Source organism: Acidovorax sp. sif0632 (genome assembly GCF_019218805.1).
Taxonomy (GTDB): Bacteria; Pseudomonadota; Gammaproteobacteria; order Burkholderiales; family Burkholderiaceae_C; genus Acidovorax; species Acidovorax facilis.
In genome coordinates this window covers 968145-982441 of sequence record NZ_JAHUWW010000001.1, presented here as the reverse complement: position 1 = coordinate 982441, position 14297 = coordinate 968145, and the positions used below count along the sequence as shown (strand labels likewise).

The window sequence follows — 14297 nt, the reverse complement described above, 5'->3', positions numbered from 1 at the left end:
CATGGAATTCCAACAAATTTTCACCATCGCGGGCAAAGAGTTCCGCGACCGCATGCGCAACCGCTGGGTGCTGGCCGTGGCGATGGTGTTCACCGTGTTCTCGCTGGCCATCGCCTACTTTGGCGGCGCGCAGCAGGGCACGGTGGGCTTTCGTTCCATCGAGTTCACCATCGCCAGCCTGGTCAGCCTGGTCATCTACCTCATCCCGCTGATCGCGCTGCTGCTGGGCTTCGACGCCATCGTCGGCGAACGCGAGCGCGGCTCGCTCGACCTGTTGCTGTCGCTGCCCATCACGCGGCTGGAGCTGCTGCTGGGCAAGTACCTGGGGCTGGCGGCGGCGCTCACGCTATCGACGCTTGCGGGGTTCGGGCTGGTGGCCGTGCTGTTGGTGCAGCAGTTCAGCGGGGCTGCCCTGTTCCACTACGGCGGCTTCATGATCAGCTCGGTGCTGCTGGGGCTGGCCTTTTTGAGCATGGCGGTGCTGCTATCGGTGCTCACGCACGAGCGCACACGCGCCTCCGGCCTGGCGATTGCCGCCTGGTTCTTTTTTGTGCTGGTGTTTGACCTGCTGCTGCTGGGCGCCCTGGTGGCTACGGGCGGCAGCGTGGGCGGCGAAGCCATGGCCTACCTGCTGCTGCTCAACCCGGCCGACGTTTTCCGCATCCTCAACGTGTTCTCGCTCGACGACGTGCGCACCCTGTACGGCCTGACCAGCATCGTGCCCCCTGCCCTGGCCAAGCCATGGCTCATGGGCGCGGTGATGGCGGGCTGGATCGTGGTGCCGCTCGGTCTTGCAAGCTGGAGATTCAAACCATGAACCATTCTTACCAACCCCGGTGCGGCTGCACCACGCGCCGGCAATTGCTGGGCTGGGCCGCACTCGCTTCGCTCGGCACACTCACGGGCCTGACTGGCCTCACGGGCTGCAGCCAGGCGGACAACAGCGCGCAGTCCCTCCAACCCGTGGAGATCGACCGCACCACCAGCTGCGAACTCGACGGCATGCTGCTGGCCGACTACCCCGGCCCCAAGGCGCAGGTGCGCTTTGCAGGGCAGGACAAGCCTTCGTTCTTCTGCGACACAGTGGAGCTGTTCAGCACCCTGCTGGCGGGCGAACAGGTGCGTGCCGTGCAGGCCGTGTATGTGCAGGACATGGGCCAAGCCGACTGGAATGCACCGCAGGGCCACTGGATCGACGGCAAAAGTGCGATCTATGTGGTGGGCGGCAAGCGCCACGGCTCCATGGGTCCCACCATCGGCAGCTTTGCGCAAGAGGCCGATGCGAAGAAGTTTGCTGCTGAATATGGCGGCAAGGTTCTGCGCTTTGCCGAGATCACGCCCGCCATGGTGGACCTGAGCGGCGGGGCACTGCACGACACGCGGATGTGAGCCGCCCATACCTGCGCTGATGCCCCGCCCACACGCAACCACCCGGCGCACAGCCCTTGCAGCCCTGCTGCTGGGCTCGGCAGGCCTGGTGGCATGGCAATGGCCACAGCGCACTCCGCCCCGTCCATCCGGCAACGCCGCCCTGGAGGGCATCGGCGACGATGTGTGCGTGGTGGCGCCGCCCACGCCCTACGACCCTGCGCTGGGCCAGCCCCTGACCGCCGCCCGCGAGGTGCCCGCCGACGCACGCTGCCCGGTGTGTGGCATGTACCCAGCCCGCGCACGGGCTTGGGCGGCGCAGGTCATTTTTGCGGACGGGGATGCGTATTTTTTTGACTCACCGCTCAGCCTCATGCTGTACCTTGGCAACGTGGCCCACTACACGCGGGGCCGCACGGCCGACGCCATCGTGGCGCGGTATGTCACCGATACCGATACGGGTGGTTGGCTGAACGCGCACGAGGCGGTGTATGTGACAGGGTCTTCGGCCATGGGGCCGATGCGGGCGGGCAATCTGCCCGCGTTTGCCGATGCAGAGGCTGCACAGGAGTTTGTGCAACAGCGTGGGGGCCGGGCGGTCCCCTTCGGCGCCATCGATGTGGCCTTGCTGCGCAGGCTGGCCCCAAACCTCCGGGCCGACCACCGTTTGCATTCAGATTGACGGGGCCTCAGTTGCTATTGAAAATATAGCTGCTTGCGCTTATCCATCAAGCGCTACAGGCCTAAAAAGGCCTGTATTTCATCACTGCACCGAAGTCTCTGGCTGGGCAGCCTTGAACAGCGCTGCCACCTTGCGCTTGGGCTTGATGTTGGCCGACACGCTGCTGCGCGGGGCCGACTTGGCAGCTTCCCAGGCGGGGGTTGCGTCGGCAGCTGCGCTGGCCTCATACGGCTTCTCGAAGAAGGGGTCGCGCGATGCCACGGCCGGGCGAAAGCCCCGGTGTTGTTCGCGCCCCTCGCGCCCGACGCGCTGGTCACGCTCGCGCCGTGGCGCAGCGGGGGCGGCCGGCAGCGCATCGCGCCCGTCGCCCGTCTCACCGGCTTCGCGCCAGGCACGGCGGCCGTCGTTGATGCGGCCGCGGGGCTGGTCTTCTTCGTATTCGATGGCTTCGAGATCGATCTTCTTCTTGATCAGCTTCTCGATGTCGGCCACCAGGCGGGCATCGCTGCCCGACACCAGCGTCACCGCCAGGCCCGAGGCGCCCGCACGGCCAGTGCGGCCGATGCGGTGCACATAGTCTTCGGCGTTGAATGGCACGTCGAAGTTGAACACCGCAGGCACGTCCTTGATGTCCAGGCCGCGCGCGGCCACATCGGTACACACCAGCAGATCGACCTCGCCGCTCTTGAAGGCTTCGAGCGCCTTCAGGCGCTCGTCCTGGCTCTTGTCGCCATGCAGTGCGGTGGTCTTGAGGCCTTCGCGCTCCAGGCTGCGCGCCAGACGGGCACAACCGAGCTTGCTGTTGACGAAGATGAACGCCTGCTTGATACCCCGGGTCTTGAGCACCTGGTGGATGGCGCGGCGCTTGTCGTCGTCATTGGCGCTGTAGAAGCGCTGCTCCACGGTGGAGGCCGTTTCGTTCGGGCGGGCCACCTCGATGGTGATGGGGTTTTGCAGGTAGCTGCTGGCCAGACGCTTGATCTCGGGCGAGAACGTGGCACTGAACAGGAGCGTGGTGCGCTGCTTGGGCAGGTAGCTCAGGATGCGCTGCAGGTCGGGCAGGAAACCGATGTCCAGCATGCGGTCGGCCTCGTCGAGCACGACGTACTCGACCTGGTTGAGCACGGCATTCTTGGCTTCGATGTGGTCCAGCAGGCGGCCTGGTGTGGCCACCAGCACTTCGACGCCTTTTTTCAGCTCGATGGTCTGGGGCTTCATGTCCATGCCGCCAAACACCACGGTGCTGCGCAGCTTGGTGTACTTGGCGTACAGCGCAATCTGCTGGGCCACCTGGTCGGCCAGCTCGCGCGTGGGCAACAGCACCAGGGCACGCACGGGGTGGCGGGCGGGGGATGTGGATCTGCTTTCGTGCTTGAGCAGGCGTTGCAGCAGGGGCAGCGAGAAAGCCGCCGTCTTGCCGGTGCCGGTCTGGGCTGCGCCCATCACGTCTTGCCCTGTGAGCACCACCGGAATGGCCTGCTCCTGGATGGGCGTCATGGACTCGTAGCCCATTTCGGCTACGGCGCGCGCGAGCGGTTCAGCCAGCGATAGATTGGAAAAGGAACTTGTCATTTAGCCCTCTATTGTCGCACCGGTGGCCCAAAAAGCGATTTTTCACCATGGGGGCGTGGTACAGAGCGCATTTATTCATTGAGCAAGTCACAGCAATAAGCTACATTTTTGATAGCTATCAGCGCTTATCCATCGAGCGCTAGTGGCCCTTTTTATTCAGAATTACTCCAACACCGCCCGCAATTGGCGTGTGGTCACCGCCAGACGCCTCGCCCCGATCTGGGCGAGGTTATTCATCACGGTGAGCGCTGCCTCGGGGTATTGCCGGGCCCAGGCATCAAAGTGCGCCCGCGACAGGCGCACCAGGTGCGCAGGCCCCCGCTCAGACCCCGCACAAGCGCTGCGCGCAGCGCCGTTGAGGAACGCCATCTCGCCAAACGCCATGCCCGGCCCGACCGTGGCCAAGCGCAGCCCCTTGTCGGGCGGCCACTGGGTCACCAGCGTGATGTGGCCCGACTTCACGACCAGCAGGTCGTGGTCGGTGTCTCCCGCGCTGAACACCACCCCGTGGGGCGGCACGGCCAGAGGCTCCAGCACGGCCATCAGGGCATTGGCCGCCGCCCGGGGCACGCCCTCGCCGATCTCGCCCAGCAGATCCCTTTCGGGACGCGCGGGGCGTTGCTCAATGGGGCGTTGCGAGAGGATGCCGGCCTCGGCCCATTCCAAGGCGCGGTCCAGGTCGGCAAAGGCGCGTACCTGGTCGCCTGCATGTTCAGCGGCCACAGGATCGAGCGCGGCCACGGCAGCGGCAATGCCCTGCTGGCCCAGGTCGCGCACCAGCGCGCGCAGTTGCGCCAGTGCCGTGCTGTCCCAGGCGGGCACGCGGCCCGCATCCAGAATCACCCAGCGGTGGCGCGGCTGCAGCAGCAAACGCACCTGCTCGGCCAAGTGGGCCGCCACGCCGAACGACATCACGCCCTGCAGTTCAAACACAGCCACCTGGTTCATGCGCGGCGAGAGCCAGGTGTCCGACCCCGCGCGCCGCAGCCGGCGCGAGCGCAGTTCGCCATCGAGCCGCACATGGCGCAGCACCTTGGCGGCGGAGTCGTGCAGCAACACAAAGGTGGCCACCACCAGGCCCGCAACCAGCGCGCCCACGCCGCCCATCACGGCAAACACCAGCGCCACCAGCCAGCTTTGCGCCCAGGTCACCCGCGAGCGCTGCGCGTAGCGCAGCGACCACATGAGAGCCGGCACCTGCATGAGCCCGGCCAGCACCAGCCCCCCCGCCAGGCAGGCCATGGGCACCCAGTGCAGCCACCAGGCGCCCGTCACTGCCACGCCCAGCATGATGCCGGCATGCCAGCGCGGAGCGTCGCGGGAGGGGCCCGCCTGCGCCAGCACAATGCGCGAGCGCGATGCGCTGGTGGATGCAGGAATCATCCCGGCCAGCCCGCACAACACGCCCAACAGGCTCTCGCGGCGCAGGGTCAGATTGGCGTTGCCACGCAGACCGTGGTCCAGCTCCAGCTCCTGGTTGAACACCAGTATCTCCAGGCTGTTGACCAGCGCCATCAACAGCGCCAGCACCACCAGGTCCGACCCGTGCTGTTGCGCCAGCGCCATCCAGGGGACACCCGTCCAGTCGGGCCACAGCGGGCCGGCAAACTGGCTGGGCTGCACGGCGGGTGCAAACACATCCCCCAGACCACCACCCCACACCCCCGCCACCGCCACGGCCAGCGCCACCAGGACCACAGCCGACAGCAGCCCCGGCATGCGGGGCCAGCGCCAGCGCAACGCCCAGGCTAGCCCCACCACGGCGAGCGCCGCCAGCAGGTGCCAGCCGGTGCGGGCGTTCCACAGGGCGTCGCTCCCCGCGCCAAAGCCGTTGCGCACCTGGCCCACCACCATCGACAGCCCCACCCCGGCCGCAAAACCATGCGTCACCGAAACGGGCAGGAACCGCGCCACCGAGGCCAGCCGCAGCACCCCCAGCAGCCACTGAAAAACAAACGCCAGCGCCACCGTGGCCCCGCTCACGGCCAGCACCTGGCGCGCACTCAGGCCCAGCGCAGGGGCCGCACCATGGGCGGTGGCCAGCACGGCCGCAAACAGCAGCGCCACCACCGTGGTGGGCGCGTAGACCACCCCGGCACGTGGCACCACCAGCGTGAGCAGCAGGCCCGGCAGGGCCGCCGACCACAGCGCCAGCGCTGCGAGGGAATGGTCGGCCGCCAGGGGCGCAAAAGCCAGCAGGCCCAGGCCGACGGCATGCGGCACCGTGACAGCCGCCGCCGACCACGCGGCGGCGATGCCCGGCGACCGGAGAGGCTGCAGGGACTCAGCAGGGGACATCTCGGTTCTCCATAGCGCCGTAGATCACCCACACCCCACAAAACCGGCGCGGCCCATGCCCGGGCAGCCGCGCAAGGGCCACCCCGCCGCGCTGGCTGCGTCCCCCTGCCCGCAACGCGCAGTGTTGCGAGAGCGGGGGCAGGCCGCGAAGCGGCTCAGGGGGTGTTTCAAAGACTCCGCGCCGCGAAGGTATCGCAGGCTTTGACGCTGCCATTCTGCAGCCCGTTGTGAAACCAGCGCTGCCGCTGAGCACTGGTGCCGTGGGTGAAGCTTTCGGGCACCACCGCCCCGCCGCTCGAGCGCTGCAGGGCGTCGTCACCAATCTTGGCCGCTGCGTTCATGGCCTCTTCCACATCGCCCTGCTCCAGAATCTGGCGCGCGTTCTGCGCATGGTGTGCCCACACCCCGGCAAAACAGTCGGCCTGCAGCTCCAGCCGCACCGAGAGCGCGTTGTACTCCGCCTTGCTCACGCGGCCACGCATCTGGTCCACCTTGCCGCTGATGCCCAGCTGGTTCTGCACATGGTGGCCTACCTCGTGGGCAATCACATAGGCCTGGGCAAAATCGCCGGGCGCGCCCAGGCGGTTCTTGAGGGTTTCATAAAAGCCCAGGTCGATGTAGACCTTCTGGTCCGCCGGGCAGTAGAACGGGCCCATCGCCGCCTGCCCGGTGCCGCAAGCCGTGGCCGTAGCGCCCCGAAACAGCACCAGACGCGGCTCCTGGTAGGTGCCGCCACCCTGGCGGAACACGGCCTGCCACACGTCTTCGGTATCGGCCAGAACGGTCGATACAAAACGGGCCATGGTGTCGTCGGCCGGGGGGCGCTGGGCAGGCCCCTGCGACTGCACCTGCGCGGGCGGCCCACCGCCACTGAGCAGCCCCAGGATAGTCAGCGGATTGATGCCCAGCACCCACCCGCCCACCAGTGCGATGACGATGGTGCCGATGCCAATGCTGCGCCCTCCGAAAATCGGCGAGCCGCCGCCCCCACCGCGCCGGTCTTCCACATTGTCCGACTCGCGATTGCCTTCCCATTTCATGCCGTATCTCCAGCGCCCTCACCGTGCGGAGGGCATGGCGCATATTACGCGCGGTGCAGGAACCGGAGGGGCCGATTACGATGGCCTGCCTGTCGGCGCCCGCTGGCACGATTCCACCCTTCCACGCCCCACCCGAACCGCCCCATGCTCCACGACGCCTCGCACTACGCCCCCATCGGCGACAAGGTGATTCTGATCACAGGCTTTGACCCCTTTGGCGGCGACAGCCTGAACCCCAGCTGGCTGGTGGCACAGGCGCTGGACGGGCAGCGCATCGCGGGCCACCGCGTGGTGGCGGCGCAACTGCCCACCGTCTTTGGCGAATCGATGCAACAGCTGCGGGCGCTGGCCACGGCCCACCGGCCCGCGCTGACCGTCTGCCTGGGCCATGCAGGAGGGCGCAGCGCGCTGTCGCTGGAGCGGGTGGGGATCAATATCAACGACGCCCGCATTCCCGACAACGTGGGCGCCCAGCCCATCGACACGCCGGTGGTGCCCGGCGGGCCTGCCGCCTACTTTGCGAGCCTGCCACTCAAGGCCATGCTGCGCTCCGTACAGCAGGCTGGCGTGCCTTGCGAGGTATCACAAACAGCGGGCACCTTTGTCTGCAACCATGTGCTGTACGGACTGATGCACATGCTGCAGGCACAAGGCGTTGGCCCTGCGGGCGCCCGGGGCGGATTTGTGCACGTGCCCTGGCTTCCCGGGCAAGGCACACCCTCCCTGGCACTGCGGGACATGGTGCGCGGCATCCACGCAGCCCTGTGGGCCGCTGTGCTTCACCAGAGCGACATAGCGCTCGGGGCGGGTGCCACGCACTGAAATCATGGCCTCGGACTGGGGACTTGCCCGCTCCCCGGCTCCGCCCTCGCTGTGTAAAGTCGGCGCATGTCCTTCACCTCCCTCTCCCCGGCCCCCGGCACGCTGGACGCAGCAGCCACAGCGGCGTGTCTGCCATGGGACGCGCTGGCCACCGAGATTGCGGCCCTCTTGCAGGACAGCACCGTCTCGGTGCCTGCCCGCACGGTGCTGCCACTGCCCCAGGGCGGCAGCCTGTTTGTCATGCCTGCCACCGACAGCCGCGTGGCGATGGCCAAGCTCATCACGCTGACCCCTGCCAACACGGGCACCGGCCGCCCCGCGATCCAGGGCGACGTCGTGGTGTTTGACGTGACCACGGGCGAACGCCGCCTGGTGCTGGACGGCCCCACCATCACTGCACGGCGCACAGCGGCGGTGTCGCTGCTGGCTGCACAGCATCTGGCGCCGCAGGCCCAGGGGCCGCTGCTCATCGTCGGTGCGGGCGTGCAGGGCCTGGCCCACCTGGAAGCCTTTGTGCAGGGCCTGGGGGTGCGTGATGTGTGGGTGGCCTCGCGCAGTGCCGCCAGCGCCGAGGCCCTGGTCCTGCGCGCCCAGGCGCTGGGCGCCCAGGCACGCACGGTGGCCGATGCAGACGCTGCGGTGCCCCATTGCCCGCTGATTGCCGTGTGCACCCCGGCGCACAGCGTGGTGCTGAGCGCGCCACCACGGCCCGACGCCTTTGTGGCAGCGGTGGGAGCCTTCACCCCGGCCATGGCAGAACTGGCCCCCGCCTTCTGCCGCCATGTGGCAGCACACGGGCATATCGTGGTGGACAGTGAAGACGCACGCCACGAGGCGGGCGATCTGCTGCAGGCGGGCCTCGACGTGGGCATGCTGCCCACACTGCGGGAAGCTCTGCAACGCCAGCGCGCTCCGTCCGCAGGGCCCGTGCTGTTCAAGAGCTGCGGCTGGGCGGGCTGGGACCTGGCTGCGGCCCGTCTGGCGATGCGCCTGGGCACAGAGGGCGCACCACCCACGCAGGCCACGCCATGAGCCTGCTCCGGTTCTCGGACCACAGCCTGCGCTCGCAGATCGCGCTGGTGTTCGGTACGTTGGTGGTGGGCCTGGCGGTGCTGCTGTCACTAGGATTTGGCGAACTGCTCAAGCTGCGCATCGAGCGCGATGCCGGGACTGCCCTGCAGGTCATTGCCGAAAATGCAGGCAAACTGCTGGCCAACGGCCTGCAGGAGCGCAGCCGCGAGGCCGAGGTCCTGGCGGCCGCCGAGGCCGTCTGGACCAAAGGGCTCGACAGTGCCGAAGCCCACCACATGCTGGCACGCAGTCAGGCCACCCACCCCCACAGCGCCTGGATCGGTGTGGCCGATGCCCAGGGCGTGGTGCGCGCCGCCACGGGCGGGCTGCTGGTGGGCCAGAGCGTGGCAGAGCGCCCGTGGTTCAAGGAAGGCCTGCAAACACTGCACGTGGGAGATGTCCACCCGGCCAAGCTGCTGGAGCAGCTGCTGGCCCCGCCGCCTTCGGGCGAGCCCTACCGGTTTGTGGATTTTGCGGCGCCCATTCGCCTGGGCCCGACCACCATCGGCGTGGTGGGTATCCACGGCAGCTGGGAATGGACCCATGAGGTCATGGAAAGCCTGACCCCGGCACGTACGGACGACAAAGCGGTAGAACTGTTCGTCTTCGACCGCAAAGGCGAGCTTATCTACGCCCCTGGGGGCCAGACCCGGGCCCTGCAAGTAGCCGGGCAGCGCCTGCCCGTCGAGGCCAACAACCCGGTGGCGCCTGACCGCGCCGCAGGCCGGGCCGTCGTGGCGAGGTGGCTGGATGGCCGCAGCTACCTCACGGCCACCGCACCGATGCAGGCACGCAACAGCACCAGCGACCTCGGCTGGCGCATTGTCGCCCGCGAACCCGTGGAACTGGCCTTCGCCGAGGCCCACCGCACCGTGCAACTGGCACTGGCCATCGGGCTCGGCGCCGCGCTTTTGGCCTCGGTGCTGGCGTGGCTGGCGGCACGCCGCCTGAGCGAAGACCTGTACGCGCTGGCCGATGCCGCCAGCGCCGTGGAGGCCGACAAGCCCGGCACCCGCATTCCCCAGGCCCACAGCAGCCGGGAAGTGAGCAAGCTTTCAGGCGCACTGGGCCGCATGACGCACCGGCTTCTGACAGCCCACGAAGCCATGGAGGAAAAAGTACGCCTGCGCACGCTGGAGCTGGAGGCTGCCAACCGCGCCCTGGACCTGCAGGCCCGCACCGATGCTCTGACGGGCCTGCTCAACCGCCGGGGTTTTGAAACGCAGATGGCGTTTGCCCTGGCGCTGGCGCGGCGCAGCGGCCGGCCGTTGAGCCTGATCACAGTCGACGTCGACCATTTCAAGCGCGTGAACGACACCTATGGACACGAAACCGGCGACGAAGTCCTGCGCCGGCTGGCCCGCACGCTGGAAATGCGCCTGCGCAACTCGGATGTGATCGCAAGGCTGGGGGGTGAAGAGTTTGTGGTGCTGCTGCCCGACACCGACCTTCTGGGGGCCCAAGCCATCGCCCAGGCCCTGGTCGAAGCCATGGCCGAACAACACGACCCGGTCGTGGGCCGCATCACCGTGAGCGCGGGTGTGGCCAGCATGCGCGGCCTGCAGGACAACGGCCTCGATATCCTGCGCCGGGGCGATGCGGCGCTTTATGAAGCCAAGGGCCAGGGGCGCAACAGGGTCTGCGTGGAGGCGTGACCACAGTCCATGAACAGCGGTCAGCGCACACCAAGGCCGGCGGCGTGCAAGAGCCCCGCCAGGAACCTGTTCTAAACCTCGCTGATCTCGGCCACCACGGCGCAGCCCTGGGGCGCGGCAACATCAAAATAGGCTTGCAGCCGCAAGGCCAGCGCATTCAGGCTGTGGTCCTGAATGGCCCGCGCCACGGCCAGCTGTTCGAGCGCGTAGGGCCGGTGCCCCAGCATCATGGCGGTATTCACACAGTGGCCCGTGGCGGCCATCTTCAGAACGAAAGCGTTGAGAAGCTCGCAGGGCCAATAGTGGGCGTGGGACACGGCTGCCGGGCGCAATGCGCCGTGGCCCGAGGCCAAGTCGCCTGTGGCACCTGCAGGGTCATGTAGAGAAAGCGCAGCACCCCGGGCCTTGGCGGGTGTGGTCATCGCAGCAAAGGTCAGCATGGTGGACTCCGTGACCACCGGAGGGCCCGGCGGCATGACACCATGCTAAGAACCTTACCTGCGCTTGCATTTCAGCCAATGGGCACTGGCACTGTAGGACGCAGCCCCTGCGAACACGTTCCAGCGCATGCCGAAGACCCGGCGGGCGGGAGGTCAGGCCTTGGGCAGTGTCACGCCGACCTGCCCCTGGTACTTGCCGCCCCGGTCACGGTAGCTGACCTCACACACATCGTCCTTGTCGCTCTCGAAGAACAGCACCTGCGCGCAGCCCTCGCCCGCGTAGATGCGTGCGGGCAGCGGCGTGGTGTTGGAGAACTCCAGCGTCACATAGCCTTCCCACTCGGGCTCGAACGGGGTCACGTTGACGATGATGCCGCAGCGTGCATAGGTGCTTTTGCCCAGGCAGATGGTGAGCACGTTGCGCGGGATGCGGAAGTACTCCATCGTGCGGGCCAGCGCAAAGCTGTTGGGCGGGATGATGCAGCTGTCGCCCTCGAAATCCACAAAGCTCTTCTCGTCGAAATTCTTCGGGTCCACCACCGTGCTGTGGATGTTGGTGAACACCTTGAATTCGGGTGCGCAGCGGATGTCGTAGCCGTAGCTGCTGGTGCCGTAGCTGATGATCTTGCGGCCCTCCACCTCGCGCACCTGGCCCGGCTCGAAGGGTTCGATCATTCCGTGCTCGGCCGCCATGCGGCGGATCCACTTGTCGCTCTTGATGCTCATGGCTGAATTTCCTGCGCTGTGGCCCTGGCCGTCGGTAAACAGCCGGGCGCTATTAAATATGTAGCTATTAGCGCTTGATGATCAAGCGCTGGGGCCGTATTTTGCTTGAGAAATCACCGTTTGCTCCACCACACGGTCATCGCCCAGCACGATCAGCGCAAACAAAAGCTCGTCCAGGCTGCGCGCCTGGCTGGTCTTGCGCTCCAGCAGAGGCGTAGCCCGAGGGTTGAGCACCACAAAATCGGCCTCGCAGCCCGGCTGCAAATTGCCCACCACACCCGCCAGACCCAGCGCCTTGGCGGCCCCGGCCGTGTGTTGCCACCACAGCTGCTGCGGCGACAGGCTCAGCCCCTGCTTGGTCTGGCCCTCGCGGCCCACGTAATACGCCGCCAGCATGGTGTGGAACGGGCTGAAGCTGGTACCCCCGCCCACATCGCTGGCCAGGCCGTAGCCAAAGCCCACGCGGTCGGCGCTGGCGTAGTCAAAAAAGCCACTGCCCAAAAAGAGGTTGCTGGTGGGGCTGACCGCCGCCACCGCACCGGTGTCGCGCATCAGCGCGCGGTCGTCGTCGTCAAAGTGGATGCAGTGCGCGTACACCGCGCGTTCGCGCATCAGGCCAAAGTCGTCGTACACGCCCAAGTAGCTGCGTGCGGCGGGGAACAGCTCGCGCGCCCAGCGGATCTCGTCGCGGTTCTCGGCCACGTGGGACTGAATCCACACATCGGGGTAGCGCGCAGCCAGCTCGCCCGCGCCGCGCAATTGTTCATGGGTACTGGTGGGCGCAAAACGCGGGGTGATGGCATAGCCCAGGCGGTCCACGCCGTGCCAGCGCTGGATCAGCGCCTCGGTGTCAATGAGGCTTTGTTCGGTATCGTCGCGCACGCCATCGGGCGAGTGGCGGTCCTGCAGCACCTTGCCGGTGATCAGGCGCATGTGCTGGCGTTGCCCTTCGGTGAACAAGGCATCCACTGAGGCGGGGTGCGAGGTGGCAAAAGCCAGCGCCGTGGTCACGCCATGGCGCAGCAGCTCGGCCACAAAGAACTCTGCCACCTGCGCGCTGTAGTCGGATGCGACAAAGCGCGATTCATGGGGAAAGGTGTAGTTCTCCAGCCAAGGCAGCAGACCATCCGCGGGCGAGCCAATCACGTCGGTCTGCGGAAAGTGGATGTGCATGTCCACAAACCCAGGGGCCAGGATGCGACCCGGCAGGTGCGTGACGGGCTCGTGGGCATACTGGTGCGACAGCGCCTGCCAGGCGCCGGCTGCCAGCACCCGCTGGCGGCCATGGGCATCCGGGCCAATGGCCAGCAGGCCATCTTCGTCATAGAGGGCGCGGCCATCGTCGGCAAATCGCAAAAGGGCGGAACGGTATACAGGCATGGTGCGCTAGCTTAGCGGCACCGCCTGGCGCCAGCATACGGCGCGCCCCATAGTGGCTATGGACGGCAGTTGGCAGGGTACGGGAACGCTCAACGCGCCACTTTGCCCACCACCCCTTCCACCAGCCAGTTCATCTGCAGGATCTGTGCATCAGTCAGCGCCTGGCCCGCAGCGATGCGCTCTTGCCCGTCGTTGTCGCGCACCGGCGCCTTGCCCGCGCGGAAGGGCTGGAGCTTGCCAGCACCGATGGCCTTTTGCGCATTCAGGACCTCCTGCTGCACGGCGGCAGGCACCTTGGGGCCAAAGTCGCCAACGCGGATCATGCCCTCGCGCACACCGCCCCACAGGTTGGCACTCTTCCAGGTACCGTTCTGCACGGCGCGCACGCGCTCGGTGTAGTAACTGCCCCACTGGTGCGTCACGGCCACGATCTGGGCGTCAGGCCCGGTCTTGCGCATGTCGGAGTGGTAGGCCACGGCCATCTTGCCGCGCTCTTGCGCGGCGGCCATCACGGCGGTGGAACCCGTGTGGAACGCAATCACGTCCACGTCCTGGTTGAACAGCGCCATGGCCGCATCACGCTCCTTGGGTGGGTCGAACCACACATTGAGCCACACCACCTTCACCGCGGCCTGCGGGTTGACCGAGCGCATGCCCAATGTGAAGGCGTTGATGCCCTGGAGCACCTCCGGGATGGGGAAGCCCGCCACAAAACCGGCCACGCCGGTCTTGCTCATGCGGCCCGCTGCAATACCGGCGAGGTAACGCCCCTCGTAGTAGCGCGCGTTGGCAGCGGCCACATTGGGCGTGGTCTTGTAGCCCGTGATGGACTCGAACTTCACGTGTGGATAGTCCTGCGCCACCTTGAGCGTGGGCTCCATGTAGCCAAAGCTGGGGGTGAAGATGATCTGGTGGCCCGTGGCCGCCAGATCACGGATCACGCGTTCGGCATCGGCGCCTTCGGCCACGTTCTCGACAAAGGTGGTCTTCACCTGGTTGCCCAGCGCGGCCTCGACGGCCTTGCGGCCTTCGTCATGCTGGCGCGTCCAGCCTGCCTCGGTGATGGGCGAGACATAGACAAAACCGGCTTTGACCAGCTCGGCCGTACTGCCCTTGGCGGGCGTGGTCTGGGAAAAAACGGGGGAGAAAAAACAGGCGGCCACGAGCGTGGCTGCGAGGTTTTTGTACATGGTGTTCCTCTACATGGCCCTGATGAAATAGACCGGAAGTGCCGCAGGACGAC

Annotated in this window: 13 protein-coding genes; 6 read left to right on the top strand and 7 right to left on the bottom strand. The window is 67.1% G+C overall.

What is annotated here, in order from left to right:
* Nucleotide 1: 1 nt before the first annotated feature.
* Genes KW832_RS04420 through KW832_RS04410 form a run of 3 tightly spaced genes read left to right on the top strand, consistent with a single transcriptional unit; the run spans nt 2 to nt 2050 of the window.
* Complete coding sequence (locus KW832_RS04420) at nt 2–817, top strand: ABC transporter permease (protein WP_218298558.1); 816 nt, start codon at nt 2–4, stop codon at nt 815–817.
* Complete coding sequence (locus KW832_RS04415; RefSeq protein ID WP_218298559.1) at nt 814–1389, top strand: nitrous oxide reductase accessory protein NosL; 576 nt, start codon at nt 814–816, stop codon at nt 1387–1389. Before KW832_RS04420 ends, KW832_RS04415 begins: the two co-directional genes overlap by 4 nt.
* A gap of 19 nt (nt 1390–1408) precedes the next feature.
* Nucleotides 1409–2050 (top strand): nitrous oxide reductase accessory protein NosL, encoded by a 642-nt coding sequence (locus KW832_RS04410; protein ID WP_255577486.1) that lies wholly within the window; start codon nt 1409–1411, stop codon nt 2048–2050.
* A gap of 81 nt (nt 2051–2131) precedes the next feature.
* On the opposite strand, the gene KW832_RS04405 is transcribed toward KW832_RS04410, so the two are convergent.
* The 3 genes from KW832_RS04405 to KW832_RS04395 all read right to left on the bottom strand — a co-directional run bounded on the left by KW832_RS04405 (nt 2132) and on the right by KW832_RS04395 (nt 6960).
* Nucleotides 2132–3622, bottom strand: coding sequence for a DEAD/DEAH box helicase (locus KW832_RS04405; RefSeq protein ID WP_218298560.1), 1491 nt, complete (start codon nt 3620–3622; stop codon nt 2132–2134).
* Between the two features lie 162 nt (nt 3623–3784).
* The gene (locus tag KW832_RS04400) at nt 3785–5920 is read right to left on the bottom strand and encodes a SulP family inorganic anion transporter (protein ID WP_218298561.1); all 2136 of its coding nucleotides are present in this window, start codon (nt 5918–5920) and stop codon (nt 3785–3787) included.
* A gap of 167 nt (nt 5921–6087) precedes the next feature.
* A complete protein-coding gene (locus KW832_RS04395; RefSeq protein ID WP_121422587.1) occupies nt 6088–6960 on the bottom strand; it encodes a neutral zinc metallopeptidase in 873 nt (290 codons plus the stop codon).
* Nucleotides 6961–7104: 144 nt separating this feature from the next.
* On the opposite strand from KW832_RS04395, the gene pcp reads away from it, so the two are divergent.
* From pcp to KW832_RS04380, 3 genes are all read left to right on the top strand, one after another.
* On the top strand, nt 7105–7782 hold the full coding sequence (gene pcp / locus KW832_RS04390) for a pyroglutamyl-peptidase I (RefSeq protein ID WP_218298562.1): 678 nt from the start codon (nt 7105–7107) through the stop codon (nt 7780–7782).
* Between the two features lie 66 nt (nt 7783–7848).
* Nucleotides 7849–8814 (top strand): delta(1)-pyrroline-2-carboxylate reductase family protein, encoded by a 966-nt coding sequence (locus tag KW832_RS04385; RefSeq protein WP_218298563.1) that lies wholly within the window; start codon nt 7849–7851, stop codon nt 8812–8814.
* The gene (locus KW832_RS04380) at nt 8811–10508 is read left to right on the top strand and encodes a diguanylate cyclase (protein WP_218298564.1); all 1698 of its coding nucleotides are present in this window, start codon (nt 8811–8813) and stop codon (nt 10506–10508) included. The genes KW832_RS04385 and KW832_RS04380 overlap by 4 nt, the downstream gene beginning before the upstream one ends.
* Nucleotides 10509–10579: 71 nt before the next feature.
* Here KW832_RS04380 and KW832_RS04375 read toward each other — a convergent pair whose 3' ends face one another.
* The 4 genes from KW832_RS04375 to KW832_RS04360 all read right to left on the bottom strand — a co-directional run bounded on the left by KW832_RS04375 (nt 10580) and on the right by KW832_RS04360 (nt 14244).
* The gene (locus KW832_RS04375) at nt 10580–10948 is read right to left on the bottom strand and encodes a hypothetical protein (protein ID WP_218298565.1); all 369 of its coding nucleotides are present in this window, start codon (nt 10946–10948) and stop codon (nt 10580–10582) included.
* A gap of 153 nt (nt 10949–11101) precedes the next feature.
* The gene (dcd, locus tag KW832_RS04370; protein WP_055401412.1) at nt 11102–11674 is read right to left on the bottom strand and encodes a dCTP deaminase; all 573 of its coding nucleotides are present in this window, start codon (nt 11672–11674) and stop codon (nt 11102–11104) included.
* 81 nt (nt 11675–11755) lie between these two features.
* Nucleotides 11756–13054, bottom strand: coding sequence for a guanine deaminase (guaD, locus tag KW832_RS04365; protein WP_218298566.1), 1299 nt, complete (start codon nt 13052–13054; stop codon nt 11756–11758).
* Between the two features lie 89 nt (nt 13055–13143).
* Nucleotides 13144–14244: a BMP family ABC transporter substrate-binding protein gene (locus KW832_RS04360; RefSeq protein WP_218298567.1), complete on the bottom strand. Its 1101-nt coding sequence runs from the start codon at nt 14242–14244 to the stop codon at nt 13144–13146.
* Between the last annotated feature and the right edge of the window lie 53 nt (nt 14245–14297).

Bases quoted from the DNA above. Each gene is read 5' to 3' on its own strand.
- KW832_RS04420 (WP_218298558.1), top strand. From the start codon at position 2: ATGGAATTCCAACAAATTTTCACCATCGCGGGCAAAGAGTTCCGCGAC.
- KW832_RS04415 (WP_218298559.1), top strand. From the start codon at position 814: ATGAACCATTCTTACCAACCCCGGTGCGGCTGCACCACGCGCCGGCAA.
- KW832_RS04410 (WP_255577486.1), top strand. From the start codon at position 1,409: ATGCCCCGCCCACACGCAACCACCCGGCGCACAGCCCTTGCAGCCCTG.
- KW832_RS04405 (WP_218298560.1), bottom strand. From the start codon at position 3,622: ATGACAAGTTCCTTTTCCAATCTATCGCTGGCTGAACCGCTCGCGCGC.
- KW832_RS04400 (WP_218298561.1), bottom strand. From the start codon at position 5,920: ATGTCCCCTGCTGAGTCCCTGCAGCCTCTCCGGTCGCCGGGCATCGCC.
- KW832_RS04395 (WP_121422587.1), bottom strand. From the start codon at position 6,960: ATGAAATGGGAAGGCAATCGCGAGTCGGACAATGTGGAAGACCGGCGC.
- pcp (WP_218298562.1), top strand. From the start codon at position 7,105: ATGCTCCACGACGCCTCGCACTACGCCCCCATCGGCGACAAGGTGATT.
- KW832_RS04385 (WP_218298563.1), top strand. From the start codon at position 7,849: ATGTCCTTCACCTCCCTCTCCCCGGCCCCCGGCACGCTGGACGCAGCA.
- KW832_RS04380 (WP_218298564.1), top strand. From the start codon at position 8,811: ATGAGCCTGCTCCGGTTCTCGGACCACAGCCTGCGCTCGCAGATCGCG.
- KW832_RS04375 (WP_218298565.1), bottom strand. From the start codon at position 10,948: ATGCTGACCTTTGCTGCGATGACCACACCCGCCAAGGCCCGGGGTGCT.
- dcd (WP_055401412.1), bottom strand. From the start codon at position 11,674: ATGAGCATCAAGAGCGACAAGTGGATCCGCCGCATGGCGGCCGAGCAC.
- guaD (WP_218298566.1), bottom strand. From the start codon at position 13,054: ATGCCTGTATACCGTTCCGCCCTTTTGCGATTTGCCGACGATGGCCGC.
- KW832_RS04360 (WP_218298567.1), bottom strand. From the start codon at position 14,244: ATGTACAAAAACCTCGCAGCCACGCTCGTGGCCGCCTGTTTTTTCTCC.